The 26,388-nt window shown below is 58.3% G+C and carries 32 protein-coding genes and 2 pseudogenes; 17 read left to right on the forward strand and 17 right to left on the reverse strand.

Going from position 1 to position 26,388, the window contains the following annotated elements; genetic code table 11:
- Nucleotides 1-2: 2 nt before the first annotated feature.
- Together arfB and BN940_RS02620 are read right to left on the reverse strand one after the other, a co-directional pair.
- Nucleotides 3-413 (reverse strand): alternative ribosome rescue aminoacyl-tRNA hydrolase ArfB, encoded by a 411-nt coding sequence (gene arfB / locus BN940_RS02615; RefSeq protein WP_043679827.1) that lies wholly within the window; start codon nucleotides 411-413, stop codon nucleotides 3-5.
- On the reverse strand, nucleotides 410-1,090 hold the full coding sequence (locus BN940_RS02620) for a pseudouridine synthase (RefSeq protein WP_084330471.1): 681 nt from the start codon (nucleotides 1,088-1,090) through the stop codon (nucleotides 410-412). The genes arfB and BN940_RS02620 overlap by 4 nt, the downstream gene beginning before the upstream one ends.
- Before the next feature lie 170 nt (nucleotides 1,091-1,260).
- Here BN940_RS02620 and BN940_RS02625 point away from each other — a divergent pair, with 170 nt between their 5' ends.
- A complete protein-coding gene (locus tag BN940_RS02625; protein WP_043679831.1) occupies nucleotides 1,261-2,169 on the forward strand; it encodes a LysR family transcriptional regulator in 909 nt (302 codons plus the stop codon).
- 56 nt (nucleotides 2,170-2,225) lie between these two features.
- On the opposite strand, the gene BN940_RS02630 is transcribed toward BN940_RS02625, so the two are convergent.
- Genes BN940_RS02630 through BN940_RS02645 form a run of 4 tightly spaced genes read right to left on the reverse strand, consistent with a single transcriptional unit; the run spans nucleotide 2,226 to nucleotide 5,219 of the window.
- Nucleotides 2,226-2,948 (reverse strand): amino acid ABC transporter ATP-binding protein, encoded by a 723-nt coding sequence (locus tag BN940_RS02630; RefSeq protein WP_043679834.1) that lies wholly within the window; start codon nucleotides 2,946-2,948, stop codon nucleotides 2,226-2,228.
- The gene (locus BN940_RS02635; protein WP_043679837.1) at nucleotides 2,949-3,650 is read right to left on the reverse strand and encodes an amino acid ABC transporter permease; all 702 of its coding nucleotides are present in this window, start codon (nucleotides 3,648-3,650) and stop codon (nucleotides 2,949-2,951) included.
- Nucleotides 3,651-3,660: 10 nt separating this feature from the next.
- Entirely contained in the window at nucleotides 3,661-4,362 is a 702-nt protein-coding gene (locus BN940_RS02640; protein ID WP_043679840.1) for an amino acid ABC transporter permease, read from the reverse strand.
- A 26-nt stretch (nucleotides 4,363-4,388) separates the two neighbouring features.
- Nucleotides 4,389-5,219, reverse strand: coding sequence for an ABC transporter substrate-binding protein (locus tag BN940_RS02645; protein ID WP_043679844.1), 831 nt, complete (start codon nucleotides 5,217-5,219; stop codon nucleotides 4,389-4,391).
- Between the two features lie 574 nt (nucleotides 5,220-5,793).
- On the opposite strand from BN940_RS02645, the gene BN940_RS02650 reads away from it, so the two are divergent.
- Nucleotides 5,794-7,074 carry an aminotransferase class V-fold PLP-dependent enzyme gene (locus BN940_RS02650; RefSeq protein ID WP_043679847.1) on the forward strand — a complete coding sequence of 427 codons (1,281 nt, stop codon included), beginning with the start codon at nucleotides 5,794-5,796 and terminating at the stop codon, nucleotides 7,072-7,074.
- Nucleotides 7,075-7,452: 378 nt separating this feature from the next.
- On the opposite strand, the gene BN940_RS18210 is transcribed toward BN940_RS02650, so the two are convergent.
- Nucleotides 7,453-7,959: a DUF6088 family protein gene (locus BN940_RS18210; protein ID WP_242404256.1), complete on the reverse strand. Its 507-nt coding sequence runs from the start codon at nucleotides 7,957-7,959 to the stop codon at nucleotides 7,453-7,455.
- Between the two features lie 174 nt (nucleotides 7,960-8,133).
- Nucleotides 8,134-9,648 carry an IS5 family transposase gene (locus tag BN940_RS02655; protein WP_148304855.1) on the reverse strand — a complete coding sequence of 505 codons (1,515 nt, stop codon included), beginning with the start codon at nucleotides 9,646-9,648 and terminating at the stop codon, nucleotides 8,134-8,136.
- Nucleotides 9,649-9,845: 197 nt separating this feature from the next.
- Here BN940_RS02655 and BN940_RS02660 point away from each other — a divergent pair, with 197 nt between their 5' ends.
- From BN940_RS02660 to tnpC, 6 genes and pseudogenes are all read left to right on the forward strand, one after another.
- Entirely contained in the window at nucleotides 9,846-10,151 is a 306-nt protein-coding gene (locus tag BN940_RS02660; protein WP_043679849.1) for a type II toxin-antitoxin system RelB/DinJ family antitoxin, read from the forward strand.
- Nucleotides 10,148-10,438 (forward strand): type II toxin-antitoxin system RelE/ParE family toxin, encoded by a 291-nt coding sequence (locus BN940_RS02665; protein ID WP_043679852.1) that lies wholly within the window; start codon nucleotides 10,148-10,150, stop codon nucleotides 10,436-10,438. The genes BN940_RS02660 and BN940_RS02665 overlap by 4 nt, the downstream gene beginning before the upstream one ends.
- Before the next feature lie 191 nt (nucleotides 10,439-10,629).
- Nucleotides 10,630-10,962, forward strand: a complete 333-nt coding sequence (tnpA, locus tag BN940_RS18215) for an IS66-like element accessory protein TnpA (RefSeq protein WP_148304866.1) — start codon at nucleotides 10,630-10,632, stop codon at nucleotides 10,960-10,962.
- Nucleotides 10,959-11,294, forward strand: a complete 336-nt coding sequence (tnpB, locus tag BN940_RS02670; RefSeq protein WP_043679855.1) for an IS66 family insertion sequence element accessory protein TnpB — start codon at nucleotides 10,959-10,961, stop codon at nucleotides 11,292-11,294. The genes tnpA and tnpB overlap by 4 nt, the downstream gene beginning before the upstream one ends.
- Before the next feature lie 218 nt (nucleotides 11,295-11,512).
- Nucleotides 11,513-11,656: pseudogene (locus BN940_RS20200) on the forward strand (transposase domain-containing protein); the annotation flags it as partial.
- 92 nt (nucleotides 11,657-11,748) lie between these two features.
- Nucleotides 11,749-12,356 (forward strand): annotated as a pseudogene (gene tnpC, locus BN940_RS20205) (IS66 family transposase).
- On the opposite strand, the gene BN940_RS19300 reads toward tnpC, so the two are convergent.
- Nucleotides 12,283-12,609, reverse strand: a complete 327-nt coding sequence (locus BN940_RS19300; protein ID WP_162177827.1) for a hypothetical protein — start codon at nucleotides 12,607-12,609, stop codon at nucleotides 12,283-12,285. The pseudogene tnpC and the gene BN940_RS19300 sit on opposite strands and share 74 nt — an antisense overlap.
- A 449-nt stretch (nucleotides 12,610-13,058) precedes the next feature.
- On the opposite strand from BN940_RS19300, the gene BN940_RS02680 reads away from it, so the two are divergent.
- The 9 genes from BN940_RS02680 to BN940_RS18230 all read left to right on the forward strand — a co-directional run bounded on the left by BN940_RS02680 (nucleotide 13,059) and on the right by BN940_RS18230 (nucleotide 19,658).
- Nucleotides 13,059-13,247 carry a type II toxin-antitoxin system RelE/ParE family toxin gene (locus BN940_RS02680; protein ID WP_338075599.1) on the forward strand — a complete coding sequence of 63 codons (189 nt, stop codon included), beginning with the start codon at nucleotides 13,059-13,061 and terminating at the stop codon, nucleotides 13,245-13,247.
- Between the two features lie 2 nt (nucleotides 13,248-13,249).
- Nucleotides 13,250-13,537, forward strand: a complete 288-nt coding sequence (locus BN940_RS02685; protein WP_043679858.1) for a HigA family addiction module antitoxin — start codon at nucleotides 13,250-13,252, stop codon at nucleotides 13,535-13,537.
- Nucleotides 13,538-13,556: 19 nt separating this feature from the next.
- A complete protein-coding gene (locus BN940_RS02690) occupies nucleotides 13,557-13,847 on the forward strand; it encodes a HigA family addiction module antitoxin (protein ID WP_043679861.1) in 291 nt (96 codons plus the stop codon).
- A gap of 44 nt (nucleotides 13,848-13,891) precedes the next feature.
- Nucleotides 13,892-15,571, forward strand: a complete 1,680-nt coding sequence (locus BN940_RS02695) for a hypothetical protein (RefSeq protein ID WP_043679864.1) — start codon at nucleotides 13,892-13,894, stop codon at nucleotides 15,569-15,571.
- Nucleotides 15,568-17,055, forward strand: a complete 1,488-nt coding sequence (locus tag BN940_RS02700) for a hypothetical protein (protein ID WP_043679866.1) — start codon at nucleotides 15,568-15,570, stop codon at nucleotides 17,053-17,055. Before BN940_RS02695 ends, BN940_RS02700 begins: the two co-directional genes overlap by 4 nt.
- 81 nt (nucleotides 17,056-17,136) lie before the next feature.
- Nucleotides 17,137-17,352: a plasmid partitioning protein RepB C-terminal domain-containing protein gene (locus tag BN940_RS02705; protein WP_052355549.1), complete on the forward strand. Its 216-nt coding sequence runs from the start codon at nucleotides 17,137-17,139 to the stop codon at nucleotides 17,350-17,352.
- Nucleotides 17,349-17,621 carry an integrase core domain-containing protein gene (locus BN940_RS18225; protein ID WP_158386223.1) on the forward strand — a complete coding sequence of 91 codons (273 nt, stop codon included), beginning with the start codon at nucleotides 17,349-17,351 and terminating at the stop codon, nucleotides 17,619-17,621. Before BN940_RS02705 ends, BN940_RS18225 begins: the two co-directional genes overlap by 4 nt.
- A 94-nt stretch (nucleotides 17,622-17,715) precedes the next feature.
- Nucleotides 17,716-18,300, forward strand: a complete 585-nt coding sequence (locus BN940_RS18775; RefSeq protein ID WP_148304867.1) for a hypothetical protein — start codon at nucleotides 17,716-17,718, stop codon at nucleotides 18,298-18,300.
- A gap of 401 nt (nucleotides 18,301-18,701) precedes the next feature.
- The gene (locus tag BN940_RS18230) at nucleotides 18,702-19,658 is read left to right on the forward strand and encodes a DNA-methyltransferase (RefSeq protein WP_162177836.1); all 957 of its coding nucleotides are present in this window, start codon (nucleotides 18,702-18,704) and stop codon (nucleotides 19,656-19,658) included.
- Here BN940_RS18230 and BN940_RS18235 read toward each other — a convergent pair whose 3' ends face one another.
- The 8 genes from BN940_RS18235 to BN940_RS02745 all read right to left on the reverse strand — a co-directional run bounded on the left by BN940_RS18235 (nucleotide 19,659) and on the right by BN940_RS02745 (nucleotide 26,387).
- Entirely contained in the window at nucleotides 19,659-20,321 is a 663-nt protein-coding gene (locus tag BN940_RS18235) for a hypothetical protein (protein ID WP_084330474.1), read from the reverse strand. It abuts the gene before it with no gap.
- 539 nt (nucleotides 20,322-20,860) lie between these two features.
- Nucleotides 20,861-21,541: a membrane protein gene (locus tag BN940_RS02715; protein WP_043679871.1), complete on the reverse strand. Its 681-nt coding sequence runs from the start codon at nucleotides 21,539-21,541 to the stop codon at nucleotides 20,861-20,863.
- Complete coding sequence (locus tag BN940_RS02720; protein ID WP_043679874.1) at nucleotides 21,538-21,801, reverse strand: hypothetical protein; 264 nt, start codon at nucleotides 21,799-21,801, stop codon at nucleotides 21,538-21,540. The genes BN940_RS02715 and BN940_RS02720 overlap by 4 nt, the downstream gene beginning before the upstream one ends.
- 71 nt (nucleotides 21,802-21,872) lie before the next feature.
- On the reverse strand, nucleotides 21,873-22,238 hold the full coding sequence (locus tag BN940_RS02725; protein WP_052355550.1) for a hypothetical protein: 366 nt from the start codon (nucleotides 22,236-22,238) through the stop codon (nucleotides 21,873-21,875).
- 16 nt (nucleotides 22,239-22,254) lie between these two features.
- Entirely contained in the window at nucleotides 22,255-22,716 is a 462-nt protein-coding gene (locus tag BN940_RS18780; RefSeq protein ID WP_043679877.1) for a DnaT-like ssDNA-binding protein, read from the reverse strand.
- Nucleotides 22,717-22,973: 257 nt separating this feature from the next.
- Nucleotides 22,974-24,122, reverse strand: a complete 1,149-nt coding sequence (locus BN940_RS02735; protein ID WP_043679880.1) for a major capsid protein — start codon at nucleotides 24,120-24,122, stop codon at nucleotides 22,974-22,976.
- A gap of 107 nt (nucleotides 24,123-24,229) precedes the next feature.
- Entirely contained in the window at nucleotides 24,230-24,985 is a 756-nt protein-coding gene (locus tag BN940_RS02740) for a DUF6651 domain-containing protein (RefSeq protein WP_043679882.1), read from the reverse strand.
- A gap of 349 nt (nucleotides 24,986-25,334) precedes the next feature.
- Nucleotides 25,335-26,387 carry a phage minor head protein gene (locus tag BN940_RS02745; RefSeq protein ID WP_043679885.1) on the reverse strand — a complete coding sequence of 351 codons (1,053 nt, stop codon included), beginning with the start codon at nucleotides 26,385-26,387 and terminating at the stop codon, nucleotides 25,335-25,337.
- Nucleotide 26,388 lies beyond the last annotated feature (1 nt).

The raw sequence follows: 26,388 nt of genomic DNA on the forward strand, positions 1-26,388 counted from the left end.
GGTCAGTCCGTCGCCACCTTGGCGCGCAACTGCTTGAGGGCGCTGCGTTCGGTCTTTGCCTGTTGACGTCGGCGCCTGGCCCCCTGCGTGGGTCGCGTGGGGCGCCGGGCCTCGGGGATGTCGCCGGCACGGTCGATCATCTCCTGCAGGCGCGCCAGCGCCTCCTGCCGGTTCTGCGCCTGGTTGCGGCTGGATTGCGCCTTGATCACGATGATGCCCGCCGCCGTGATGCGATGATCGCGCAGGCCCAGCAGCCGCTCGCGGACGGATTCGGGCAGCGTGGAAGCATGAATGTCGAAGCGCAGATGGACGGCGCTGGAAACCTTGTTGACGTTCTGGCCTCCCGCGCCTTGAGCGCGGATGGCGGTGAATTCGACGTCGTGCGCCTGGATCGGATATCGGTGTCGTGTCATGGGCGGGGCTTGCGCGACATCGCTTTGGCCCGGTACATGTCGGCGTCGGCTCGCAGCAGGGCGCTGGTGCCGGGTGGCGGATCGACCTCGCGCCACATGCCGGGCCGCAGGTCTTCGAGGCGCCAGGGCCCGATGCGCGTGCGCACCAGGCGCAAGGTCGGCAATCCCACAGCCGCGGTCATGCGCCGCACCTGGCGGTTGCGGCCTTCGCGGAGGGTGATCTCCAGCCAGGCGGTCGGGATGCTTTTGCGGAAACGCACCGGCGGATCGCGCGGCCAGAGCCGCGGTTCCCCCAGCAGGCGGGCCTGGGCGGGCAGGGTGGGGCCGTCGTTCAGCTCCACGCCGGTCCGCAGGCGTTGCAATTGAGCCTCGGCCGGCTCGCCTTCGACCTGCACCCAGTAGGTTTTTTCCATCTTGTGCCGGGGATCGGCGATGCGCGCCTGCAGGCGGCCGTCGTCGGTCAGCAGGAGCAGGCCTTCGCTGTCGCGGTCCAGCCGCCCGGCCGGGTAGACGCCGGGCACGTCGACGAAGTCCTTCAGCGTGGCGCGTCCCTGGTCGTCGCTGAACTGGGTCAGCACGCCGAAAGGCTTGTTGAACAGCAGCAGGCGGGGCTGGGCGGGCGGCGCCTTGGCGGCCGGCCTGCCGGCCGCCGCCTGCGATGGACGCTTGCGCTTCATGGCGCCGTCTCCGGTGGATGGGTCGTGGCGGCTGCGCCGTGGGGCGCCGCCGTCCGGTCATGATACTGCCCGAGGCCGTTCAGCGGCGCCGGAAGCCGCGGCCGGGCTCGTTTCGACTGGGATAGACTACGCTGAAGCACAGGACTCGAAGGCGGATCTCCGGCACGGCCATGTTGACGTTCAAACAGATAGAAGCGCTTTATTGGGTGGTGGAACTGGGTGGGTTCGCCAAGGCGGCGGACAAGCTCAATACCACCCAGTCGGCGATCACGAAACGGATCAAGGAGCTGGAAGCCGACTTCGATGTCCAGATCTTCGACCGCTCATCGAAAAAAGCGGTCATTACGCAGAAGGGCCGCGAGATCTTCGAGATGGCCGACGACCTGCTGTCGCTGCGCGACGTGATGCTGATCAGGCTCAAGGGGCATCACACGTTTTCCGGCACGCTCCGGCTGGGGATCACCGAAATCACCGCCATGACATGGCTGCCCGATCTGATGCGCCAGATGAAGATATTCTTCCCGCAATTGAAGGTGGTCCCGATCATCGGCATGGCTGCGGAATTGCACAAGAACCTGCTCGAGGCGCGTCTGGACATGGCCTTCCTGCATGGCGACCTGCGCGGCCCGCTGCTGCAGGCGGAGCCGCTCGGGGTCCTGAAGTTCGCCTGGATGGGCAGCCCCGAGCTGATTTCCAGCGACAAGGTATACACGCCGGAGGAAATTTCGCGGATGTTCCTGATTCGCCAGGATCAGGAGTCCGGGTTGAACGCCGTCTATGACGAATGGCTGAAACCCCATAGGGCGGAACAGAATCTTTTCACGATCAACAGCCTGCTGGCCATGGCGGGCCTGACGGTGGCCGGTTTTGGCGTGTCGTGCCTGCCACTGGACTATTTCTATGGCCTGGTGCAGCAGAGAAAACTGATCGTTGCCCAGACCACCAAGCCCATGCCCCAGTCCCAGTATTGCTCGATGTACATGAAGAACATGAACAGCGTGCTGTACCAGGAGGTCGCGGACCTGGCCAGGGAGCACTGCAATTTTGCCGTGCCTTACGGCTCGGCCGTCATGAACTGATTTGACCCGATATGAGCTGATGTGCACGCCTGATGTGCACTACTGATGTGCACCGGTCAGTGCCTGATGTCGGACAGGAACTTGAGCGCCCGGTCGGACGCCGGCCGCGTGAAGAACTGGTCGGGAGGCGCCATTTCGACGATCCTGCCGGCATCCATGAACCATACGACGTCGGCGACGTCCCGGGCGAAGTTCATTTCGTGGGTGACGCACACCATGGTCATTCCGTCTTTCGCCAGCGACTTCATCACCAGCAGCACTTCGTTGACCATCTCCGGATCCAGCGCGCTGGTGGGCTCGTCGAAAAGCATGATCCGGGGCTGCATGGCCAGGGCGCGGGCGATGGCGACGCGCTGCTGCTGGCCCCCGGAAAGCTGCCCGGGGAATGCTCCCGCCTTGTGGGACAGCCCCACACGCTCCAGCAGCGCCATGGCCGTCTCCTTGGCCTGTTTCCGGTTCAGCCTTCCGAGCATGACGGGCGCCATCGTCAGGTTGTCCAGCACGCTCATGTGGGGGAAGAGATTGAATTGCTGAAACACGAAGCCGATATGGCTGCGCAGTTCGTCGATCGAACGGCAGCTGTGGACGGGCGTCTTGTCGACGTAAATCGCTCCTTGCTGAATGGATTCGAGGCGATTGATGGTGCGGATCAGGGTGGATTTGCCCGATCCCGACGGCCCGCATATGACGACGACCTCGCCCTGCTTGACTTCCGCATTGATGTCGTCGAGGGCGTGGTAGTCCCCGTACCATTTGCCCACGTTTTCAAATTGAATCATTCAGGCCACCTGGATTGCTGATGTGCGTTTGATCTGGATGCGGTTTTCGATCAGCTTCACGAAACCGCCGAGAATCAGATTGAGGGTGAAGTACGTGAGCGCCAGCAGGGAAAAGACCTCGAATGGCTTGGTCAACAGGATGTTGTTGATCTGCGCCGCCGCGAACGTCAGTTCGTGCACGCTGATGACGAATCCCAGCGAGGTTTCCTTCACCGTCGAAATGAACTGGCTGAGCATGCTGGGCAGCGTGTTGTACAGCGCTTGCGGCAGGATGACGCGCCGCATGGTCCGGGTGTAGCTCAGGCCCAGCGAACGGCCTGCTTCGAGCTGGCCCGCGGGCAGGGCCTGGATGCCGCTGCGGATGATCTCGGCCAGGTAGGCGCTTTCGTAGATCACCAGGGCGGTGACCATGGTGGCCGCGCCTCCCACCGGCCGGCCGATCAGGATGGGCACGAAGAAATATGCCCAGAAAATGAACATGATCAGCGGCAGGCCCCTGACGATGTAGACGACGGCGGTGCTGGGCCAGTAGAAAATCCGTATGGAACTGATCCGGCCCAGCGCAAGCGCGATGCCTAGCGGGAAGGCCAGCGCCAGGCTCATCAAGGCCAGGCCGACGGTCGCCGCCAGGCCGCCTATCGCGCCATTGGGATACTGACCCACCAGCAGGAGCAGCCAGTTGTCGAAAATGATATCCAGCATGTTTGCCTTGTCAGCTTCTGGCCGCGGCAGAGCGGTGTTTTGAGATGCAGGCGCCCCCCAGCATCAGGACGAGAGACACGGCCAGGTACAGGGCCGTGACGACGAGATAGACCTCGAAGGTCTTGAAGGTGGCGGATTCGATTTCGCGTCCGGCGCCGGTCAGTTCGATCAGGCCGATCGCCATGGCGAGGCTCGTATTCTTGAACAGCAGCAGCGTCTGGTTCATCAGCGACGGGATGGCGATGGCGAACGCCTGCGGAAGCACGATCTTGCGCATCGAGCGCAGGTAGCTCAGGCCCAATGAGCGCGAGGCTTCCATCTGGCCGTCCGGGATGGCGCGGATGGCGCTGCGCAAGTCTTCGGCGACATAGGCGGCCGTCACCAGTCCGATGGCGATCGTGGAAAACAGGAATTCTCCGCCCCATTGGTTGATGGCGTCGTTCAGCCCCGCCGGCAGGACGGCCGCGACCCCGAAATACCACAGCAGAATGTGGACCAGCATGGGCACGTTGCGGTGAAACGCCACATACAGCGCAATGGCGTAGTTGAGGGGGCGGATGTCGAGCATGCGCAGCGTGGCCAGCACGCTGCCCAGCCCGAACGCCAATAGCCAGGCGAGGGCGGTCATTTCGAGCGTCGTCAGCAGCCCCCCGAGAATGAGGGCGGGGTAGCCGTTGCCGAGCAACGCCGCAAAATCCAGTGTGTAGTTCATGAAGCGACCGCCCTTCCTTTATTCGACTAGCCCTTGATTTCCTCGAACTTGAATGTGCGCTTCGTGTAGAACTTGGTGTCCTTGCCGAACCATTTGTCGAAGATCGCCTGGGCTTTTTGGGAGGCTTCCAGCTGGGCCAGTGTGTCGTTGACTTCCGCCAGCAGTTCCTTTTCGCCCTTGCGCACGCCGATGCCCCACGGCTCGGTGAACAGCGGCTTGTCGATCATCTGGGTCTTGCTGCCCGTTTTCCGTGATTCCTGCTCGAATTTCAGCAGCATGAGCTCGGATCCGACGAAGCCGGAAACCTTGTTTTGCTGCAGCGCCAGGTACGAGGTCGGCGGATCCTTGAACGTCACGGTCGTGACGTTCGGGATCAGGCGCTTGGCGCCGGCTTCCGAAGACGAACCGCTGACCGCGCTGACCCGTTTTCCCGACAGGTCCGCAGGCGTCTTCAGCGTATCGGCATCGGAACTGCGGATCAGGATTTTCTGCGGGCTGACGTAGTCGGCGTAGCTGTAATCGATCTGCTGGGCCCGGTCGGGAGACCAGCCGAGATTGGCCGCCACGACGTCCACCCGGCCGGCGACCAGTTCGGGGATGCGCGCCGCCACGGCGATCATCTTGATTTCCAGCTTGACGCCCAGATGGTCTGCGATTTCCTGGCAGAGATCGACTTCGTAGCCGACGACCTGGCGTGTCTTGGGATCCTGGAAGCTGAAGGGTTCCGACGTCCCCAGCGTGCCGCAGACGAGCGTGCCGCGGCTCTTGACGTCATCCAGCGCGTTGGCCGATGCGGCGCAGCTGGCGCCCAGGGCCAAAGCGATGGCGGTGGCTTTCAATGCGATTTTGAATTTCATGCGTCTCTCCGGTGCTTGATGATTATGATCGATCGATCCGCCTGCGGGGCCGAACCGGCTTTCCGCGTTCCCGGCGGATCGCTTCGATGAAGGCGCCGTGCAAAAGAATATCTCGCATGGCCATTGGATCCCATCAAATCGATCCAGCGTGCATCATGCAAAAAAATGCGGAAGCGCAAAAGGGAATTAATTTGAGGTTTTCCCATTCCTAAAAAGAATGTTTGTTCTTGCGCGGATCCGTGGGCCTGTTCATGGGGAATAATTTCCATATGAATCATGATGTTATATGGAATCTATATTCAAATTGAAGAGGGGGTGGGCACTCTTTTCAGGGGCTGCATTGGCCGCTGCTGGATATGAATTCTAGGGTATTCCCTAGGAGTGCGGAGGGCCGTGATGGCCATGCCCATGAACCTCCCGAACCGGTCGTCCGGCGGGTTCGGCCCGGCGGATGAGCCGGTGGTTCCACATATCGCTTTATTTCATCTATTTGGATATAAAAATCTCCCTTTCATCGAACTTGGATCGGTTTCATAATCGCCGACATTCCGTGAAACCATTTCAAGAGCGTCTTATGTCCCTTTCTCAAGGCCAATTCCTTCCTGAAGACCTCATGTCCGAGATCAAAAGCAGATTCCATCAGGTGGATCACGACCATGCGGGCCAGAAGCGCCTGTATTTCGACAATGCCGGCGGAGCGTTTCGATTGAAATCCGTGCTGGAGCGCCTGGCCGAACTGGATGCGATTCCGGACAACATCGAGCGCGTCCACACGGTGGCGCGCCGCCTGCAGGATGTCCAGGCCAGGGGCGAGGCGGACTTCCGCTGCTTGCTGAACGCGAAAGGGGGCAGCATCCATGCGGCCCAGACGGCTTCTTCGGTCATGTTCGACATGGTGCGCGCCGTCGCGGAAAACGTGGCCGGGACCAATATGGTGACCACCGTGCTGGAACATCCTTCGGCGTTCGATGCGATGTCCCTTTATGCGCAACGGTCGGGCAGGGAACTGCGGGTCGCGCAGAGCAATCCGCGTACCGGCGGCATCGACGTCGACGCGATCGTGCAATTGATCGACCAGGACACCTGCCTGCTCAACGTGATCTGTGCATCCAACATTTCGGGCGCGAAGCTGGACCTTGAGGAAATCGTCCGGCGGACGCGCGCCATCAAGCCGGATCTCTACATTCTCGTCGATGCCGTGCAACACGCGCCTCATGGTCTGATCGATCTCCAGCGCACGCCGGTGGACGGCATCAATATTGCGCCGTACAAGATTTTCGGCGTGCGCGGCTCGGGGATGGCCTGGCTGTCGGATCGGGCCGCCGTGCTGCCGCACCACAAGCTCCAGGGGAAGAACGCCGATGCCTGGGGCCTGGGCAGCGGCACGCCTTGGCAGTTCGCGGCCATGACGGAGATCGTCTCGTATGTCTGCTGGCTGGGCGGGAAGTTCACCGACAGCCGCGATCGCCGCGACTTGTTCGCAAGCGGAATGACCCGCATCGAACTGCACGAGCGCGCATTGTTGTCACGGTTGCTGGAAGGCAGCGGATCGGTCGAGGGGCTGCGGCATATTCCGAAGGTGAAGGTGCATCTCGATCATCCCGACCTGAGCAAGCGTGATCTCATCGTCATGATCGACCTGGGCGGTCTCGATTGCTCGGAAGCCGTCCTGGAATACGAGCGGCGCGGCGTGGTGGTCTATCAGCGGACCGCCGCCAGCATCTATTCAAAACGGATGCTGGATTCATTCGGGCTCGGCGGAGGCGTACGCATATCCCCCCTGCACGTGCATACGCCCGAGGACATAGACGTGTTTCTCCGGGTCACCGCCGAAATGGCGGACGCGCTGGCCTAAATGCCGCGGCGCCTGGGGCCGCTGCCGATCCTGCAAGGGCTTCCGGCGTCCAGACGACCCTCATGCGTGGCCGGCCATCTGGGCGCAGCCGGCTCCCGGCGCATCACGCGGGGTTCCGCCAAAACAAAACGCCCGACTGAGAACAGTCAGGCGCCAATTCTGGTGGCCCGGGGCACGATCGAAAAATGATCGTAAGCCAGCATGGATAAAGGACCTTTTCAAAAGTGGTTGATACCGAGGGAACATTCTAGGGAATAGGGGTCTCCGTTCGCAAGTAGGCTAATGCTACGGCTTGCAAAACATCAGGGCGGGAGGTGATTTTGTCTGCCATCAAGTCCTGGCGGATGGCATCGCCTTGTGTATCGGCAAGCAGTTGAGTCAATCGCTTGACGATACGGGGTTTGTCCGCAGGCAGGGTGTCCTTGAGCCAGTGCAGTGCTTGCACGACGCGCATGGCGGGCCGATCGGCCCAATGCAGGCGGTTCGGAGCGGTGAGCTTGAAGTGATGGTCAGATTATCGAGCTGGATGGTGCGCCGGCGTGCGTCGGTATGGATGGTGACATGTGCGGGCACCGCGTCCGCCAGGCCCTGGTCGTTGGCAGCGGTCATGCCATCAACCAGCAGGCGCAGTTGGTCGCGGCGTGCGATCGAATCCACCACGGCACGGTAGTCCGGGGCCGCTGTCTTCTTGGTCTGGTTGTTCTCCCTGGGCCGGTCGTACAGGTCACGGTCAATGCGACGAAGCTGGCCAGCCGCGGACCAAGCGTTGGAGCGCCTTATCCACGGCATCACGACCGTCAAAGTGAGAAAAATCGGCCGGCACCCACACTCGACCGGGAGCGGCCGCGTCGATGTCGGTCTGAGTTGGGCTTTGATATCGTTCATAGGGCACCCTGGTCCGATATTTGTATATGTTTTTCGGACAGAGGAGTTAGGGCGTACGAGGGCCAGAGCAACGCTTGCACAGCAAGATGGACAAGTTGGGAAAGTGATGCACACGACTGTGCAGATTGGATGAGCTTGTACAGAGTCGTCCCTGAAAAATTCATTTGTCCTGTTTCAGGCCGAATTTCCGGCGATCCGAGGCCACGGATTTCGATAGGGCAGGCAGCCCACCGGATCAACCCAATCGCCTCTTGAGCCCATCATGGGCATCAGGCGTTGAATCTGACGACCAATCCACGCAATAAATCGGCACAAAAATAAAGGGCCGATGCCCTTGCGGGCAATCATGCGCAGCAGCCACTTGATATTGAAGCCTGCCGCGCACAACACCGCATGGATCGCATCACCCGTTTGGCCTTTCAAATGACAGCGATTCATTCCATGATCGCTTTTCAGATGCCCAATGACCGGCTCCACCGCCTGGCGCCGTTTAAGCATTCGGCGCTCCTGGTCGGTGAGACGTTTGAATTTGCCTCGGTGTTTAAGGCTATATTCCGGGATCTCGGCATCAACGCCTCGATAGCCCAGATCCGTGTAGACGGTCTGCGGAGCCACGTCCACCGCCTCCATCAGGATGCGGGACTGCTCCAACTGCTCGGCCAGTGTGTGGCCATCGTACGGATTGCCAGGGAAGCTGCGTGCTCCCACGATCAGATTCCCCTTCAAGGTGGTGACAATGCCCACCTTCACTCCAAACTCATAGGGCGTACGGGCCTTGCCCTTGCTGATGCACTCCACCTCATCGGCGTGCCAGCTGTAGACCTTGTCTTTTCCCTTCACCTTCGCGCCCCGACGGCTCTGAGCCGCGATCTTATGTGCGCGAGCCAATAACGGGTCCAAGGCGTCCTGGATGCTCTGCGCCAGCACTGTCTTGTTGCGCTCAATGTCACGCGCCAGACGGCCCAGAATCGTGCGCTGGCGCTTGATCGTCTTATGCATGCGCCGATACTGCTTGGCATGCGCATAGCGGCCCGCTTTCCTGGCCAGCTCCCGGCCTTCCTTGGCGTAGCTCTGCTTTAACGCAATGCCGTGCGCCTTGGCCGCGCAGGCGATCTTCTGGCGCGCCACCTCCAGCAAACGGCTGTCGGTGGGATGCGCCACCGCCTTGGCTTGCACGGTGCTGTCCACTATCACCGACTGCATCGCCGTGCGCTCGATCAGCCCCAGCTTGATGGCCACCACCAAAGTCTGCACCAGCAGCTCTTCGACGCCTTCCTCACCCAACAGCCCCCGGAATCGGCTGATGGCGCTGGGATCGCACGGCAGGCGATTCTCGAAATACTCCTGCCCCGAAAAATACTGCCAGGTGGGTGCATCGCTCCAGCGTTCGCAGACGCCTTCATCGCTCTCGTTGAAGGTGTGCTTCAGATACAGCAGCGAAATCATCAGCCGCATCGGCAGCCGGGGACGCCCCGCGTTTGAATGGCCGGCCCCTACCACGGCCATCGTCGGGCCAAACAGATCAATATCCTCAACCTGCCGGCCGGTGCGCACCTGACGCGCAAAACGGTGTGCGACAGCCGCCTCCAGTTCCTGCCAAGGAATATGCGTGGCAAGCACCGCCAGGGGTTTACGCAGATCAATCATCTGGTCCAGGCGGCTGCGGAAAAAATCGTCAATCTGGCTCATGCGGTTTCGGGGCAATCTCCCAGAAAATGAGCCCCAGCGGGCTGTTTTTGGGGGATTTGATAGTCTGGAGTGGCTTTATTTTACAATAAAATCAATGAGTTATTTATAATTCAGGGCCGATTACAGATTTCCTTGATGATGTAATGCAATTGAATTACAATCATGATGGCTCAAGCCTATCCCACAGGAGGCTCGCTATGTCCGCCAGTGCATTGGTTCAAACTCGCATCGACCCCGTTCTGAAAGAACGGGCCACGGAAGTGCTCAACAACATGGGCCTCACCGTGTCGGATGCTGTGCGTATTCTATTGACCCGTGTGGCCAATGAAGGGACGCTGCCGTTCAACTTTGCCGTTGATCCGGCGGCGCACGACGCCTGGTTCCGCGCCAAGGTTCAAGAGGCCTTGAGCGACCCGCGTCCTGCCGTGTCCAACGAAGAGGCCTCTGCCCATTTCGCCAAACGCCGCGCCGCCGCCATGCGCAAAGCCGAGGGCAAGGCGTGAAGGTCGAGTGGTCGGAGTTTGCGATGGAAGACCGCGACAGGATTTTCGATTACATCGAGTCGGAAAGCCCCAAAGCAGCGGTATTGGTTGACAGTCGTATCGAAGAACAGGTCAATCGGCTTGCACAGTACCCGGAGTTCGGCCGGCTTGGCCGCGTTGAGGACACCCGAGAACTGGTCATCGGTCAGACGCCCTATATCGCGCCTTATCGCATCTATGGGGATGTCGTGCGCATCCTGCGCGTGCTGCATGGGGCGCAACAATGGCCGGATGATTTTGGTGATTGAATAGCACCCCCAAAGTTGGGCCGCGCGCATCGCATCATTGGCGGGATGGTACACCTGGGCCGGGCCTGCCCCACGAGCGCAAAGGCCACGTGCGCTTTTATGTCAGGGCCGCCAAGGGTAAGCACCCGGTGAATCCATCTTGAGCCCTCCGGGTCGCTTCCGATAGTGTCCACCATTTTTAGGTGGACACCATGAGCAAGGCAGAATTGGCTCCGCTGCGCCAGCGGCGCTCTTATCCGAAGGACTTGAAGGCTCAGATTGTGGCCCAGTGCAGTCAACCCGGCGTGTCAGTGGCCGGCGTAGCACTCTCGCACGGCATCAACGCAAATGTGGTTCACAAATGGATTCGACAGGCCGAACGACAGCCCGCAACGGCGTTTGTGCCGATCATGCCCGCGGGTGTACCTGGTGTAGGTCATCATATCGAGATTCATCTGGCGCGTGGTGCTGTGCAGGCGACGGTGCGCTGGCCGGTCAGCGACGCCGGGGCGTGCGTGTCCTGGCTGCGCGAGTGGCTGCGATGATTCGCATTGAAGCCATCTGGCTGGCCACCGAGCCGCTGGACATGCGCGCAGGTGCGGGCACAGCGCTGGCGCGCGTGGTGACGGCGTTTGGCGCGGCTCACCCGCATCATGCGTATTGCTTCGCCAACCGGCGGGCCAATCGCATGAAGGTGCTGGTGCACGACGGCATTGGCGTGTGGCTGGCGGCCCGACGCCTGAACCGGGGCAAGTTCGTCTGGGCCGATGCAACGCACGGATCCCGTGTCGGACTGGACACCGAGCAGTGGCATGCCCTGGTGCTGGGCCTGCCGTGGCAGCATGTGGGATCAGCGGGCACGATCTCGGTGCTGTAAATCAGGCAAGATGCCGATACTGTCACCGAGCCAACTGCGGCATACTGCGGCCCATGGATTCGGCAACATCCCTCGATCACCTCGATGAGCAACAGCTACGCACCTTGGTCCAGCAACTGATGGGCGACGTGGCCGTGCGTGACGGGCAGCTTGCCACACAGGATCAACTGATCCACACCAAGCAGACGCATATCGATCAGCTCACCCACGAACTGGCGATGTACAAGCGCTGGCGCTATGGCAAGCGCAGCGAGCAGCTCAATGCCGCCCAGCTCAGTGTGCTGCAAGAGACGATGGACGAGGATCTGGCGGCCATCGAGGAAGAACTGGCCGCCTTGCGCGATGAGCCTGCGGCTACGCCCCAGAAACCGCAAGCACCGCGCCGTCTGCGGTTGCCTGTCGAGTTGCCGCGCACCGACATCCACCATGCCTGGTCGATGCGCTCAAGGCCGAGATGCTGGGCCGTACGGTGCTGCATGCCGACGAGACACCGGTGCAGATGCTCACGCCCGGCGCGGGCAAGACCCAGCGGGCGTATCTGTGGGCGTACACGTCCACATCCTACGACAGCCTGCGTGCGGTCATTTATGACTTCGCACCCAGCCGTGCCGGGGCGCACTGCCGCACCTTCTTGCAAGACTGGCGCGGCAAACTGGTCACGGACGATTACTCCGGCTACAAGGCCGGGTTCGCCACCGGCATCACGGAACTGGGCTGTCTGGCCCATGCCCGGCGTAAGTTCCATGATCTGCACGTCAATCATCAGAGCCAGATCGCCGCCCAGGCACTGGAGCTGTTCGGTGGGCTGTACGGGGTTGAACGTGAGGTGACAGAACTGCCCGCCGATGAGCGCAAGCGGATACGGCAGCAAACAGCCGTACCCATTGCCAATACCTTACATCAGTGGCGATCGCCCAGCGCCAGCGTGTACCTGACGGATCGGGGACGGCGCGGGCAATGGCTTACAGCTTAAAACGCTGGGAGGCGCTCACGCGCTACCTGGATGATGGCGATGCACCGATCGACAACAATTGGGTGGAATGGCGCGCAGGTAGCGATTGATGATCCGTGAGTCGAGGAGTGCGCCTTTGAGGTATGGGAGGCGCTTCTTGGCGTAGGTGGTGAAGGCGCCGGCTACTGACGTGCGAAATGGTCCGCTGCCAACTGCCGAGCCTTGTTGCCGGATTTCGGTGCGTAGCTCGGCCTGAGCGTTGTTCGCAGCCGCCTCCGAAGGGAAGCCACTGCGGTATTCGTCCTGGCCCTTGATGCGTAGTCGAAACGACCAGCCGTTGCCTTCGCGAAAAGGTTTAGCCATGCCGCACCTCCACATGGGAGGTGGTGCGGAGGGGGGAGGTTTGGTTCATCACAATTCCTGTGGGAGTGGAATTGCGTATAGGCAAACTCGCGAGATGACGGCCGGAAAATGGCACAACACCGCACCGAAGCGCACCCGTCCACCAATGGAATTGACAGAAAAGTGACAGACCAAACAAAAAGCCCAGCGCATCGGCTGGGCTAAGTGTTTGATTCTACTGTAAATTCTATGGTGGTGGGGTCGGGGCCTAGATCACAACGGGTTCTCCATGCAAAATAGGCATGGTTTGAACGGGTGAGTAGTCGGGATGGTTTCTAGAAAACGTTGCGTGTTGCGCAACGTACGGTTAGGATGGGAATGATCAAGTCATTTCGCCACAAAGGCCTGCGTCATTTTTTCGAGCGGGTAGTGCCGCAGGCATCCAGGCAGGCCATGCCAAGCGTTTGCGCATGCAGCTGACTGCTTTGGATACGGCGACCACAATTGACGACATGGATTTACCTGGTTTTCGCCTCCATCCGCTCAAGGGTGACCAGAAGGGCCGCTGGGCCGTGACTGTCAACGGGAACTGGCGTGTGACGTTTGAGTTTGCCGATGGTGATGCGTATGTCATCGATTATGAGGATTATCACTGTTGAACATGTACAACCCCCCGCATCCTGGCGAGTTTATTACCGAGGTTTATCTCGCGCCTTACGGGGTCAGCACGCGGGCGCTGGCGTTGCGTCTGGATGTTGCACCATCAACGGTCAGCCGGATGCTCAAGGGCACCAGTCGCGTGACTCCTGATATGGCCCTGCGCCTGTCCAAGGCGCTGGGTCGCAGTGCCCAAAGCTGGCTGGCGATGCAGGATGCGCATGACCTCTGGGTTGCCGGGCAGCACTCAGATCTGTCCGGCGTCAGCAAGTTGGAATTGGTTGAAGCCTGATTTGGTGCCTACCGTGCAAATGCACAATCCACCTCACCCAGGCAGGCTGCTGAAAGAGGACATGCTGCCTGCGGTGGATCTCACCGTGACCGAGGCTGCCACGCGGTTGGGTGTGTCGCGCGTACAGTTTTCCAGGTTCATCAACGGACGATCTGGCGTGACGCCAGAGCTTGCGCTGCGGCTGGCCAAGTGGATTCCAGCCCCTACGGCCATCATGTGGCTACAGATGCAGGCCGATTATGATTTATGGCAGGCCGAGAATTCCGGGCGCGTGCTGGATGTGACGGCAGCGCAGCATACTCATGCATAGATAAAGATGATCAAATTATTTAATAACATCCAATCGAGATTTCTATGAGCGTAAACGTCTACTTGCGGGAAAATCTTGGGTCAATTTCCCGTAAAAATATTACTATCGCACCCGGCATTGATGAAAAAAAACTCAACAATGCGGTCAAGGCCTTCGGCTATTCCGGCAGCCCGAGCAACGTAGTAGCACTGTTCGACAATACGTTATTCGGCAGTGGTAAAGATGGCCTATTGTTCACGGGCGAACAATTAATCTATCGAGCGAGCTTTGCCGATCCTATACACATCAGCTATAGCTCTATAGCTTCCATTGAACATGTGCAAACCAAAGTTGGCAGCAAACAGGATAAGGTGGAAGATTCGATTCTGGTAACCCGTAATGACGCTACCAGCGTGGTCATCAAGAGTTTGCTTGAGTGTGATTATGCAGCTTTGGCCTCTGTATTGCAGGGTCTGCACAGCAACTTCCAAGAGTTCAAGGAAGAGAGGCAGCTGATCCCCATTGATGAAATGCAAGAGTCGGTCAAGGTGGCTTACGTAAAAGCCATCGTGAATATGGCGTATGACAACGACGCGGTCATTGATGCCAAGGAGTTCGCGGAAATCCTGCTGCTAATGACTCGTCTGAACCTCAGCACAGAATCCCGCTTTGACCTACGTGTTTATATGGCGGACGCCGAGCAAAGCATAGCCTTCGACGTACTACTGGCCCAGATAGAAAGCGAATGCCCGGACGGGCAGATCAAATCGTTACATATTTCTTTGGTCAAGGATCTGATCAATCTTTTCTTCTGCACAGGCGGTACATCCACCGCTGATTTTGCCTTTCTGCAGAAAAATCGCGCTTTGCTAAAGGTAACCGATGAGGAGATCGAACTTACCGTTATGGCGATCTGCAATGATCACGACATGCTCAAAGAAGACGTGACGGATGATCAGGTTGTCAGCGCTTTAAAGTCGCTCTCTGCGAAGGCTGCAGCAGTGGGTACTCCTCTTGCCGCGGTGTACCTGTCTGGCTCGGTCGTAGGTATGTCAGCTGCTGGGCTAACGTCTGGGCTGGCCACCTTAGGTATGGGAGGCATGCTGGGATTGTCGAGCATGGCAACGGGTATCGGGGTAGCGGTATTGATCGGCGTGGGTGCCTACGCGGGCGTGCGCAAGTTGACTGGTGCCAACGAGCTCACCCGCTCCAAGCGCCGAGAATTGATGCTCAATGAGGTGATTAAGCAAACCCAAACTACTATTTCCCTGTTGATTCAAGACATTAACCACATCACAGTGCGGCTGAATCAGGCCATACTCGAGCACGGTTCTCAGGAGCAGCAGATCAGAAAGCTTATGGCTCTGATGAGCCAAATGACAAGTGCTGGCAAGGTGCTCACCGGCAAGTCCGATATCGCCCAGAATAGCGCTACTAAACTCCGTTGTGCGAAGTTCTTGGATGAGGGCAAACTAAGGATGCTGACCAAAGAGCCAACCAAGGCTGAGCTGTGCGACTTTATCCGAGGCTTCTATGAAGAACGTTCCTTTACCCAGGAAAAGGATGGTCAAAAAATTGAGGTTATGCGGCTAGTGGTTAAACCGGATGTTGCCACCAAGGATTTAGAGAACCTGGCAAAGGCCTTTGAGGCCATTGGTTACTTCAACGTGAACGATGTAATCAAGGGTGCTGCCGCAGATGTTGCTGGCAAGGCTAAGGACAAGTTCGCCGGCATCTTTTCATGAATAAAAAGACCCCCTTAATCGATCAAGCCCAAGCCCAATTGGTGCAGAAGCATCAGCTGGATACAGCCCAGCGCCAGGTGGGGCACCTCGGAGGGGCGCTAGATGAGATATTGGGCGGGCAAGCTGAGAATTCGCAAGAACTTGAATTGATGCTGGCTCAAGCGGAAGCCATCATCACTGAAAGCCATGTGGTTTTCGAGGTAGATGCGCAGGATGCAAATCTAGTGGATAGCAGTCTGTATGTGCAGAGCTACGAAATGTTGGCTCGGCCAACTATCGAAACTCTGGATTATATCGAGTTCACCGACGGAGTGGATTGGCAAGGCTACTTGGATCAGGTTGATGCCTACGCGAATCGCAACCAAATTGATTTCAGGCAGGATCCGTTTCGGGATTTGATGAGCGTCAGCCAGCGTATTGCCTTGGAGAAGCGGATTAAGGACGAGTTTTCGTTCAAGGGAGCGAGTTGCGATAAGTATGATTACATGCTCGCAGGTGCTTGTGGCTTGATCGGCGGATTGATTGATGTACTGTTCGTTGGTCTGCCTGGACAGGGAGTTCTTCCCAAGTTCACAGATGACATGACGGACAAAGCGGTACAGAAATTCGCCTCATGGAATGGCTGGACAGGCCCGAGAGAAGGTAAAGATCCAGCGGCTAGCGCTATAGGCTTTCTTGAACGACGGTACAAGGTTAATTACGATCATCGTCATGGTGGTGATGTGGGCGGCTCGTTCAACATGAGCACTCGCAATCATCATCTCAAGAGCCTAGCTCACTCACCGGATTTAGTAGGGTTGTTCTTTTCTATTCTGGCTCAGTTCACCAGCACGGCCCATTTCGTTGACAATGGTAAGCTTATCAGCATTGATACCAAGACCTTTGAGCTGAAGGGATCTAACCTGGTCTCCAAGCTATTTTCCGGGTTTGTGAACTGGCTTGGGCATCTGTTCTCCGATGTGGCCGGATCATCTGGCGCTCAAGAGCGTGGATCGGGGATTCCCATCCCGTTCTATTCCCTACTGCAGTTCATAAATGTGGGGGAATTCGGACAACACAGGCAGACCTTTGCCAAAGTTGCTGTGCAGGTATTCGAACAAGGATACGACTTCCGTCATGGGTTGGCTTTAGCGATACCTGTACTGGTTTCCGAACTACTGACACGCGTTACTTGGATGGCCAAACGGCGGTTTTATCACAAGAGGTCCTGGGCCGAGTGTATGCCTATTGCTAACGACCCGGAGCTTCGACGAATGCTGTTGATCGCTCATGGAGTGCTGTGCCTGATGGATGGGGCTGATGCGGCGATCCGATCTGGAGGTAACATGATCCAGTTTTTGCTCCGCAGTAATCTGGTGGCGTGGATTCGGTTTGGAACCCTGGCCTTGAAGGAGCTGAAAGCCTGGTGCCAAAATGGCAGGATGGATGTAGAAGCAGTTGACGCATACCTCGAAAGTGAGTACAGGCGTCTCCTGCTGGGCTAGTGCCCTATTCGCTGCGATGGCAAGCTCCTTGCTGGTTCGACAGGTGAAACCGCGCAAGTGCCCAGAGTGATAGCTGACCAGATGGCCAAGATGGAACGCGAGATGGGGTACATCCAGGAACAGTTCAATCTAGCCGAGCAGACCTATGGGCAGGATGTGCTCAACCTGGTGCTGGCCAAGGGGTATCTGGCAAAGCTCATGGCCAACGAAGCGGTGCTGCGCCATCTGACGAAGAAACACCCTGACATGCTGAGTGAATTCGACAGCATTGTGCGGTTGGTGATGCTGGAGAAGTGAAGCAGTGGACCGTCGGGCGCTACAACCGTACCGTGCGTTATGATTGGTTGGCTAAGGACCTGTTTAGCAGCCTGGAGGAAGTACAGCAAGGGACCACCGAATGGGTCTGGACCTACAACAACAAGCGCACCCACAAGTCATTGGGCAGATTGATTATTATCCGGAAACAAAATCTCCATCCGTTAGCATATTCTGCGAAAGCCTGCTGCTGGAGATGGGAAATTACCATGCGGGACTGGGTGGTCACGGTCAACCAGGATGTCCAATGATATTAACGTTATCGAAAATAAAGTTTCTTTCATTTATGATTTTCCGCTTGGAATGCAAGTGATTTGCCGACGGTAGAGGGTCGATGGTATACGAATGAGTATTTTAAGAACACTAGATTCCGATGAGTTCGCGAAGCTAATCCGTATTGATCAAGTTGTACCAAAAACTCGATATTGCAACTATTTACTGAAACAGCTTCAATATCGACTCACTGATAGTAAACCAGAGTTAAATCCAGGTGCGGTGCTGGCGGCAATCCGTGAACTTGAAGGTGGTATTTCTTGCGGTACAAAAGAAGCTAAAGAGTACAAGCGTAAGCCTCTGGCAGGACTGTGGCACAAGCATTACATTGAGCCGGGGATTGGGTCGGCACTGAAAAACATAAAAAATGCCTTACAACGAAGTTCTCCGATGTTCTCCAGCGACGAGGTGGATCCGTGGGCGGCATCTGGAGAGATGACTCAAGAAATCTTGAATATGGGGATAGTGGAACGGAAAAGGCGCCACCAATACACTGGAGAGTGGTTAATCTTCGCAAAATATAAAGATGAAAATTACTACCTATGTATCGCCAACCATGACACAGGCGACCACTATATTCGATCCAAAATCGATCAGTACTGCATGTCCGAATTTTCTTGGCTCTCTCGCGTTTTGTGTGGAAAGTCCTGTGCCTGAAGGCGACTTTGATAAGGCAATTACTACGGTGCAAAACGGGAGCGCGTCATAGACGCCTATTAGGCGTTGGCATCTATAGGGCGATTCAGTGCGGATGCGAGCAAATGGCGCTGCCCGGGCATACTAAATGTACCGATCCTATGTATGCCTGAAGGCACAGAGATCATTCTTTTGCTGCAGACGCAGATTGACACGACGTACTTGGGGATGTCTTGGTCTTGCTGCTACTAGCTTTTGGACTGGTGCGGACGACTTGATGATTCGTGTACTTGATGGCAACTTATGGCAAACAGGGATGACCAGGCCTCTTGCAGGGGCATGGACTACAATCCGGCTTGCCTCGTCTAGGGTAGGCAGTACATGCCTTTTATGCTGGTGACCTGCACATAGGAGATTCGTAATTGGCAGATTTGAAGGCATTAGCACTCGACTATCAACATCGCACATTTCGTCACACCGGCATAGTTCATGCAGATTGCTTTGAGTGGCTGGGAAGGCTGCCTGAAGACTCGTTGCATGCAGTCGTCACTGACCCGCCCTATGGTGTGAAGGAGTACGATTTTGACCAACTGGAGAAGAAGGAAAATGGCAACGGGGGTATCTGGCGCATCCCTCCTTCGTTTGACGGGCATGTGCGTTCACCCCTGCCACGTTTTACTGCACTAGATAGGAAGGAGCGCGCATCGGTTGACCGTTTTTTCTATGAGTGGGGTACGCAAGTCATGCATGCATTGCGTCCTGGCGGCCATGTGCTACTTGCCAGCAACTCCTTTCTTTCGCAACTTGTATTTGGCGCATTGGTTCGCAGCGGCTTAGAGTTCCGGGGCGAGTTCATCCGGCTTGTGCGTACCTTACGCGGCGGCGACCGCCCCAAGAACGCAGAGGGTGAATTTCCTGATGTGTGCTCTATGCCCCGAGGGTGCTATGAGCCATGGGGTATTTTCCGCAAACCGATTCCTGCCAAGATGACAGTTGCTGAATGCTTGCGCACCTATCAAACAGGCGGATTACGACGACTGGCCGATGGCAACCCGTTCACGGATGTTGTGGTCAGCGAACGAACTCCGAAGCGAGAGCGTGAAATTGCCAACCATCCTAGCATCAAACCGCAGTCGCTGATGCGCCAATTAGTACGTGCTGCGCTTCCGCTGGGGGAGGGGGTAATCGCTGATCCCTTCTTGGGCTCCGGCTCAACGGTTGCGGCAGCTGAAGCGTTAGGGCTGCATTGTGTCGGCATCGAGCGATATCAAGATTATTTTGATATGGCTGGTGAAGCCATTCCGCTGCTTGCAATGTCTGATGTACACGCCTTCGTCACGAAGGAGGTGGGGCTGGAATCTCAGCTCCATCTCATTTGACTACATCGGTTGGTCCGGCGCGTTGTAGATCCAGTTCGCCATCATTTTCTGATATCCGGAGGTGGTGACGCTTGCTGTGATCGTACGGCGGCTGGTTGCTGATCTTCCCGAGAAACTCCAATCGGCTTTGGTGAGCTGCGCACCGACAACACGCAGAAAACGGAATGGTAGGGCAGGACGGCCCTTCGTGCCAGCATCTACAGGACGATTACTGTCGTACATGAACACCATTAACCAGGTATCTTCTGCGTTATGCCCCTGCCAGCCTCGGAGATAGCGTGATCCTTTGACCTCGATGCCTTCCGTGCCATGCTGTAATGAATCTCCGGGATAGCGCCCAGCGGGTAGCATGTCGGGGTGACCGTTGTGATAAGTATTCTTCACGATACCTGGGGAGTGTTTTGGCAGGTTGGCGCTCATGAACTCGCCGACCATGCTACTGAAGTTCGCTGGCATGAGCATCGCTTCCAGTCGCTGCGTATTGTTTTCATACAATCGCACATTCACCATCTGGATGAAGCCAAGAAAATCATTCATTGCAGCGCAGAGGTGCTCAATCGTTACGCCGCATGGGATGCTTGCGCGAGAGTTGAAGTGTTCAATTCGCACAGGCTCAGGATTACAGGCATCGTATTGAAGTTGTTCTTGTGGCGTCAATGTCATCAGGTGGTAGCCTCAATCTATCAAATTGATAGAATCGTATCCTGAAATAACGTTGTGCGATACCCCCCCCTTTTTTTTGGCTGACTCGTTAGGCCTGTTGATCGCAGTAGATGGAGGGGAACGAAATGCTTGTTGCGGGAACATCAGCATCTTTCGCAGGCCGGGGTATTTTATCGACTACATATAGCTATCCAGGTTTCGTTGTGCGCGATGATCTGCCTGGTAACTCCTACAGGGCTGGCCTCCATCTCCTGGGTGCTATTCCACCAGATCGGCTTGGCAATGTCGCAGTAGTCACCGCTCTTGGCCGCGCACCCAACGACGAGCATGACGACGGACAGCACCATCGTCCAGTGCATCAATTTCCTGAGCCACATGGTCGGCCCTCCTTTTCATGCCTAGGTTTCTTCGGGCAGTATCCAGATCTGCTGACCGTTTGGCAGACCGACCCCCGGCGGCATATGCACCGACAAGGACAAGCAGAGCGGCTCCGGCCATCAGCAGCCACCCCTGGAGACGAGCCCAAATCGACGTCCACATCACAGCGTCCCCGCCTGGTGGCGACGGATCTGCGCCCAGGCAATGAAGATGGCGATGGCCACAAGCGTGACGCCGATGCCCATACGCACGGCCGAGCCACTGGTGAGGTGGCCGTTCGCCTGGCTGATGGCGTCAGACACCTGTGGCAAGACGTCTGCGATCTGGGCGATGCCCATTCCACCGGTGGCGGTCGCACCGATGGTCTCGCGAGTGACAGGGACGGGGCCCGCTGCCTTTTTGGGTGGTTCGATGCCAGACAGGGCCAGCCCTTTGTCGACGGTTTGGATGTCGTACCATGTGTTGGGTGTGGCTTGGCCTCCGTGACCGTTCTCGTGCCGGATAATCGCCTCAGTCACCGCCTTGATATCCCGATAGGACTGCATATCCAGCCGATCATCGGCGCTCCGACCGATCTGGCTGGCGACAGCCTGGACGTAGGCCTGCGTGTCATTTTCGGACGAGGGGGCCCAGCGGCTGATGATTTGGCGCACGGTGTGAAGTCCGTGCTTGTCCTGGTAGGTAATCAGTGTCCTTGCCAGGGCCCGGATACCGTAGGCAGCGGACACGAACTGGCAAAACGCCTTATCGGTGCGCTGTTTGACTGGCACCAGTCCCTGCCAGGGATCGCCCCAGCGCAGGTTCCCAGGATTGTGATTGCGGATACCGCGTGGCTTTTTCATTTGATGACTCCGTGTTTGATGGAAGCCCAGGCTGCGACCACTGCCGTGACGGCAGCGGCAATCCAGCCGATGGGGCGGGCGAGTTTGCCAATGCAGTGCAGTACCTTGAAAGCACCGTTCAGGCTCTGGAATACGTCCACGATGCCTGCGGTGTCGGCTTCAATGCGCCTGACCACCTCGCAGAGTTCCTGGATCTGCTCGGTGTGCAGGCGCTGCTGCGCGAGGATCGAGTCGATCTCGTCCTTGCAGGGATTGGTCATGGGGGTCCTCTATAGAAAACAGACAACAGCAAAGAAGTGGCAGGTGGCCGCTGGCCCTTGATTGGCTGCGCCTACCTGCGCACCTGCAGCACATACAGCACCGGCACGTCATAGGGCTGGATGGCCTGGACGTTTAGGATGGAGAAAACACTGCTGCCAATAACCACCTTGTCGGTTGTGGTTGGGGCTTCCAGGCCGTCTGCACCCAGGTAAATTTCCCGGTCCTGGGACTGAATTCGGGTGCCGTCGATGACGTCCTGCTCATAGTTCAGCACCACCCCTACGGCCAGCTTGTCGATGATGGTTTCCTCCGTCATCTGATTGGTGGCCGGGTTGTATTCACCGGGGATGACTTGGCGCAGGGTGATAGGCCCGCCAAACTTCTCCAGCAGCTTGGCGGCGGACTTGGCCTTGGCGGCGTAGTCGATTGTGGGCATGACAGCCTCCTTGGCCTCAGGCCCGTTCCAGGCGCGTGGTGATGCCGCCTGCGATCAGGCCGCGCAGCAGGTCGTCGACCACGGCATAGCGGATCTGGCCGTCACCACTTCCTTCGGAGTAGACGGTGGTCAGCGGCCCAATGGTTTCCTGGCGCACTCCCAGTGGGGCCACGTCGCTCAATAGCGGATTGCTCAATGCCCGCAGTGCCAGTTCGCAGGTGGCTGCAGCGACTCGGCGTTCAGGCCAAGGGTGGCCCCGTCTGGGCCAGGCCAGAGGCTGCTGGGGCTGATCGGGTTCGCCCTTGAAGGTGTAGCGGGCGTCCAGATACTGGGTGGCTCGGCGCAACGCCGCTTCCTTTTCAGTAGTGTTGGCCTGGGCCCAGTCCGCGTGCCCAAAGGCCGTGTGGTATTGGTCGGCGTCATCCACCGAGACGTAGCTTTCCATCGAAGGCGAGCTGATATCGGTGTCAAGCGCCATCGCCGTGATCCTCCAAAGCTGTCTGCGTGGCTGACGAATCACCCTTGGCAGAACGGTGGGCCGCATCAGCCGCCTTATTGCCTGCCTGGATGGATTCTTGTCGCCACCCCTTGAGCAGCCAGGGTTCAGTGTCACCGCCTGGAACTTCGGCTCGGATAGGTCCCCCTGGCCGTGCGGGGGCGTCGCGCACCAGTACGACCAGGCCAGTGGATGTGGGCTGCCCAGAGGCAGCCTTGGATTTATTGGCTGCCATGGCATTACCCCAGAAGAATGGCGATGTGCTCAGGCTTGACCGCCTTCACGCCCCAGGCCAGGCCCACCTCGTAGCGCACTTGGCGGTACTGGCGGTAGACAGCCACCTGAAACGACAAGCCGGAGATGGGGTCGGTAACTTCCAGCACGTCGTCTGCCGCATCACCGCCTTCGGGCATAGCCGGGGCTCGGGTGACCAGGTGAATGGCCGAGCGATGAAAGCCCAGATTGGCCGCGTAGCTCGCCTGCACGGCGATGGGGGCGTCATCGGCTACCGGCACCAGAAGCCCCGGGGCATTGATGACGAAATCCCCGGCATCCAGGGCGCTGGCCACCACATACAGGCGTGTAGTATCGGAGTCGAATTTGAGTACGTCGCCCGCGAGGATGGTGCCCGTGCCGGTATCGGCCCCGATGGTGGTGGCCCCAAGGGCTGCGCCAGAGGCCTCGTTGACCAGGTGTCCTGCGCTTGTACCCTTAGTGTGGCTGCGGGTGCCTGCGGAGTTGTGGATGTCCAAGCCTTCGACGCGCCCGACGATGCCCCGGCGCAGTAGTTCATCGGTGCCCGCTTCGTTGGCTTTGAACAGCACCGACTGCTTGCCTCGGATATTGGCAATGGCAGCAGAGCCCAGCACGAGTTGGCGGTCAGTTGCGGGGGCCCCGTTTTCGTCCAGGATGCGCAGCAGCCCAGCAAAGTCAGTAAAGTCGTTGGCTGTGCCAAAGGGTGTGGTGCCAGCCACGCCAATGGCCCGTGAGGCGTGGACGTAGAGCGCGCCCAGGTCTTGCTCGACCTCGTTGACCAAAGATCGCATGGCTTGCGTGAACTGGTCGCGCAGCACCTGGTTGTACTGGCCGGAATGGCCAACGGCCAGCTGCTCCTCGCCGTTCCAGCGCACGGAGGCGCTGCGCGACTTCTGGATCGTGAGCGTGCCCACGCCGATGGTTTGATCGCCATCGTTGGGGGCGGTCACGCCCGGGGCGATGTCGGCGGGTGTCACGGGCGGGGCAACCGGGTAGCTGACAGCCTGGCCCAGCGCTGCGCGGGCGGCGCTCGAGTTGCGAGTGACCGCCGGAATAAAGCCCACCATTTCACGCGAGACGATGTCGAGCGCCTCGTAGAGGGTGGGGATCAGATCGTTCAGGGTATTGGCCATGATGGCTCCTTGCAGGAAGATTCAGAGGAAAAAAAGGGGGCTGGCCAACGGGTGATGGCCGGTGATAAGTGCACAGGAGGGGGAGGTGCTGATGAAGGTGCTGCTGACTACGCGGTGACGGTGCCGCCATCGCGCACAAAGCCCGCCCGATCCTTCGGAGTCAGAGCATCAAAGGCGCTGCGAGACAGGGTCTTGGCCCCCGGCTTTCCAGCCTGTGCCAAGGTGGTGTTCAGGCCCGATGCGCCAGAGCCCTTTAAAATGTCGTCGCGCCGGGGGTAGCGCTCGACCAGCACTTCCATGGCTTCATCGAAGTCGGCCAGATCGCCAGGTCGCACCCGGCTGTAGATCTTCTCGCCCGAGGCGTCATAGGCCACCGTGCGACCGTCCTCAAGACGGAACGCCGCCCCAAAGAACGCCCGGGCAATATCGGGCGGGATGGCGAGCTTTTTGGCGATGAAGGGCGAGCGCTCAAAGCTGCCGCCAATCTTTTCGTCCACGAGCTGCTGCTCGAGTGTCTTGGCGCGAGCCTCGGCCTCGGTGAGCTTGCCTTCGAAGACTTTGCTGATTTCGGCTTTGACGGCATCGAGTTCGCCTGCGTCGACGAGCTTTTTCTGACGCAGGCTCTCGACGGTGGCCAAGGCTTCCCGGGCTTTGTCGGGGTCCTCGATGCCATCGAAGTTTTTTAGGCGGGTGGCATTGGCCTCGACCTGGGTCTTGGCGTCCTTCAGTTCTCGGGTGAGCCGTGCGATAGAGGCCAGACTTGCCTGGGCATCAAAGGCGATCTCCTTGCCATCGTCATGGATGTAGACGGGGTGGCCGTCTTGCAAGGCCACATGGCCTGCATCATCAAGCTTTAATTTCATGATGTGAAATTCCAATAAAAAAGCCACCAGGCGGTGTGTGTGGTGGCGGTGTGGGGGAAAACCATTGGCGTGGTGCGGCCTGGTCCAGGCGACAGATGCGCCAGCAGACCTGCAGTGGGTAACTTCAAGGCGGTTTTAGGTCGGGCCTAAAGGGCATCATGCGTAGTCCCATAACGTGCTTTATGTCTAATTCGCCTGTTAGGCTAGGCCTAAAATGCGGTAATTTTTCATTAATCAGTGGGTAACTCGCAAAATGACGGCCAAGCTGCCCACTGACTTACCCACTGGTGCTTGCGCTGGTCGATAAATGTCCTGATAACGCGGAAATGGTCGATTTCGCACCGAAAAGTTATCCACTGGCCACCTTCTCTTTCAGTGCATCAATCGTCAATGGCCGACCGCGCATATCCAGCAATTCAGCCAGCGTCAGATGGCCGTTGCGCCACAGATCGGCTCGTCCTGGGCCAAAGTACTCATCCTGAAACGCTTTGGATTTGCCCTGCAGCCAGTGCTCGAATGTGAGCTTGGCATCAACCTGGCCGTCCATGCTTGCCCTGGTTGATCCAGTGAAATCATCCACGTCCAATCCCAATTCCTGTAAAGGCACCAGCACGGCAGTGGCCACGCAGCGACAGCCAAAGTGGCTTGCCCCCGGTCCCCCTTCCCAGGGCAGATCGTGGTCGAGTGGTCGGTGATCCAAGCCGTAGCGTTGGCCGTCACGGGCTGCACAAAACAAGCACGTTCTGCCATCGAGCGTGGCGAGCCACCGCAGACCCCGCACCACGTCCTGGTTGGCTTGGTAGGTCGCTTCGCGCACCTGGTTGGCCAGCGCCATGATGCTGGTGTGCACCAGTTGCCTGGCTTGCCTGCGGCTTACGTCCAAGATCCCTGGCGTGGCCCGGGCTCCGATGATGCGGGCGGCGATCTCATCGGTGCTCTGACCGCTCACAAACCCCAGCCGCAGCTCCCTGGCAAATGCCTGCTGTGTGCTGCGGGCCTGGGCTTGCCACCAGTCTTTGGCGGGGCTGCCCAGAATCAGCAAGTCAGCGATTTTCGGTATCACCGGTGCGGCAATGCCTATGGCCTGCGGCATGATTTGCCGCAATGCCGTGGTATTGTCCGCTGCCAGCACCGGCGCGTAATCTTGCAATGCCTGGGTTTGTAGGGCTTGCAGCTGGCGGTAGGCCTGCTCAATCTGCTTTTGGGCTTGCTGGATTTGTTTTTCCAGGGTGCTGCGACGGCGAGGGCGCGTAGCCAGGGTTTGACGCAATGCGATAGCCAGGGCGTCCAGGATGGCCTGGGCGTCGTTGGACAGGCCCGCGGCAAGACGCAAGGCGTCCACCTGCTGGTCGATCATGCGCCTGGTAATCGCTTCGTGCAACCCAGTTTCAACCTTTCCCATC

Origin of the sequence: Castellaniella defragrans 65Phen (genome assembly GCF_000612685.1) — a bacterium.
Classification (GTDB): domain Bacteria; phylum Pseudomonadota; class Gammaproteobacteria; order Burkholderiales; family Burkholderiaceae_B; genus Castellaniella; species Castellaniella defragrans.

Coding starts and splice junctions, on each gene's coding strand:
- arfB (WP_043679827.1), bottom strand. CDS start 413: ATGACACGACACCGATATCCGATCCAGGCGCACGACGTCGAATTCACC.
- BN940_RS02620 (WP_084330471.1), bottom strand. CDS start 1,090: ATGAAGCGCAAGCGTCCATCGCAGGCGGCGGCCGGCAGGCCGGCCGCC.
- BN940_RS02625 (WP_043679831.1), top strand. CDS start 1,261: ATGTTGACGTTCAAACAGATAGAAGCGCTTTATTGGGTGGTGGAACTG.
- BN940_RS02630 (WP_043679834.1), bottom strand. CDS start 2,948: ATGATTCAATTTGAAAACGTGGGCAAATGGTACGGGGACTACCACGCC.
- BN940_RS02635 (WP_043679837.1), bottom strand. CDS start 3,650: ATGCTGGATATCATTTTCGACAACTGGCTGCTCCTGCTGGTGGGTCAG.
- BN940_RS02640 (WP_043679840.1), bottom strand. CDS start 4,362: ATGAACTACACACTGGATTTTGCGGCGTTGCTCGGCAACGGCTACCCC.
- BN940_RS02645 (WP_043679844.1), bottom strand. CDS start 5,219: ATGAAATTCAAAATCGCATTGAAAGCCACCGCCATCGCTTTGGCCCTG.
- BN940_RS02650 (WP_043679847.1), top strand. CDS start 5,794: ATGTCCCTTTCTCAAGGCCAATTCCTTCCTGAAGACCTCATGTCCGAG.
- BN940_RS18210 (WP_242404256.1), bottom strand. CDS start 7,959: ATGAACGATATCAAAGCCCAACTCAGACCGACATCGACGCGGCCGCTC.
- BN940_RS02655 (WP_148304855.1), bottom strand. CDS start 9,648: ATGAGCCAGATTGACGATTTTTTCCGCAGCCGCCTGGACCAGATGATT.
- BN940_RS02660 (WP_043679849.1), top strand. CDS start 9,846: ATGTCCGCCAGTGCATTGGTTCAAACTCGCATCGACCCCGTTCTGAAA.
- tnpA (WP_148304866.1), top strand. CDS start 10,630: ATGAGCAAGGCAGAATTGGCTCCGCTGCGCCAGCGGCGCTCTTATCCG.
- tnpB (WP_043679855.1), top strand. CDS start 10,959: ATGATTCGCATTGAAGCCATCTGGCTGGCCACCGAGCCGCTGGACATG.
- BN940_RS19300 (WP_162177827.1), bottom strand. CDS start 12,609: ATGGCTAAACCTTTTCGCGAAGGCAACGGCTGGTCGTTTCGACTACGC.
- BN940_RS02680 (WP_338075599.1), top strand. CDS start 13,059: ATGCAGCTGACTGCTTTGGATACGGCGACCACAATTGACGACATGGAT.
- BN940_RS02685 (WP_043679858.1), top strand. CDS start 13,250: ATGTACAACCCCCCGCATCCTGGCGAGTTTATTACCGAGGTTTATCTC.
- BN940_RS02690 (WP_043679861.1), top strand. CDS start 13,557: ATGCACAATCCACCTCACCCAGGCAGGCTGCTGAAAGAGGACATGCTG.
- BN940_RS02695 (WP_043679864.1), top strand. CDS start 13,892: ATGAGCGTAAACGTCTACTTGCGGGAAAATCTTGGGTCAATTTCCCGT.
- BN940_RS02700 (WP_043679866.1), top strand. CDS start 15,568: ATGAATAAAAAGACCCCCTTAATCGATCAAGCCCAAGCCCAATTGGTG.
- BN940_RS02705 (WP_052355549.1), top strand. CDS start 17,137: ATGGCCAAGATGGAACGCGAGATGGGGTACATCCAGGAACAGTTCAAT.
- BN940_RS18775 (WP_148304867.1), top strand. CDS start 17,716: ATGAGTATTTTAAGAACACTAGATTCCGATGAGTTCGCGAAGCTAATC.
- BN940_RS18235 (WP_084330474.1), bottom strand. CDS start 20,321: ATGACATTGACGCCACAAGAACAACTTCAATACGATGCCTGTAATCCT.
- BN940_RS02715 (WP_043679871.1), bottom strand. CDS start 21,541: ATGAAAAAGCCACGCGGTATCCGCAATCACAATCCTGGGAACCTGCGC.
- BN940_RS02720 (WP_043679874.1), bottom strand. CDS start 21,801: ATGACCAATCCCTGCAAGGACGAGATCGACTCGATCCTCGCGCAGCAG.
- BN940_RS02725 (WP_052355550.1), bottom strand. CDS start 22,238: ATGCCCACAATCGACTACGCCGCCAAGGCCAAGTCCGCCGCCAAGCTG.
- BN940_RS18780 (WP_043679877.1), bottom strand. CDS start 22,716: ATGGCGCTTGACACCGATATCAGCTCGCCTTCGATGGAAAGCTACGTC.
- BN940_RS02735 (WP_043679880.1), bottom strand. CDS start 24,122: ATGGCCAATACCCTGAACGATCTGATCCCCACCCTCTACGAGGCGCTC.
- BN940_RS02740 (WP_043679882.1), bottom strand. CDS start 24,985: ATGAAATTAAAGCTTGATGATGCAGGCCATGTGGCCTTGCAAGACGGC.
- BN940_RS02745 (WP_043679885.1), bottom strand. CDS start 26,387: ATGGGAAAGGTTGAAACTGGGTTGCACGAAGCGATTACCAGGCGCATG.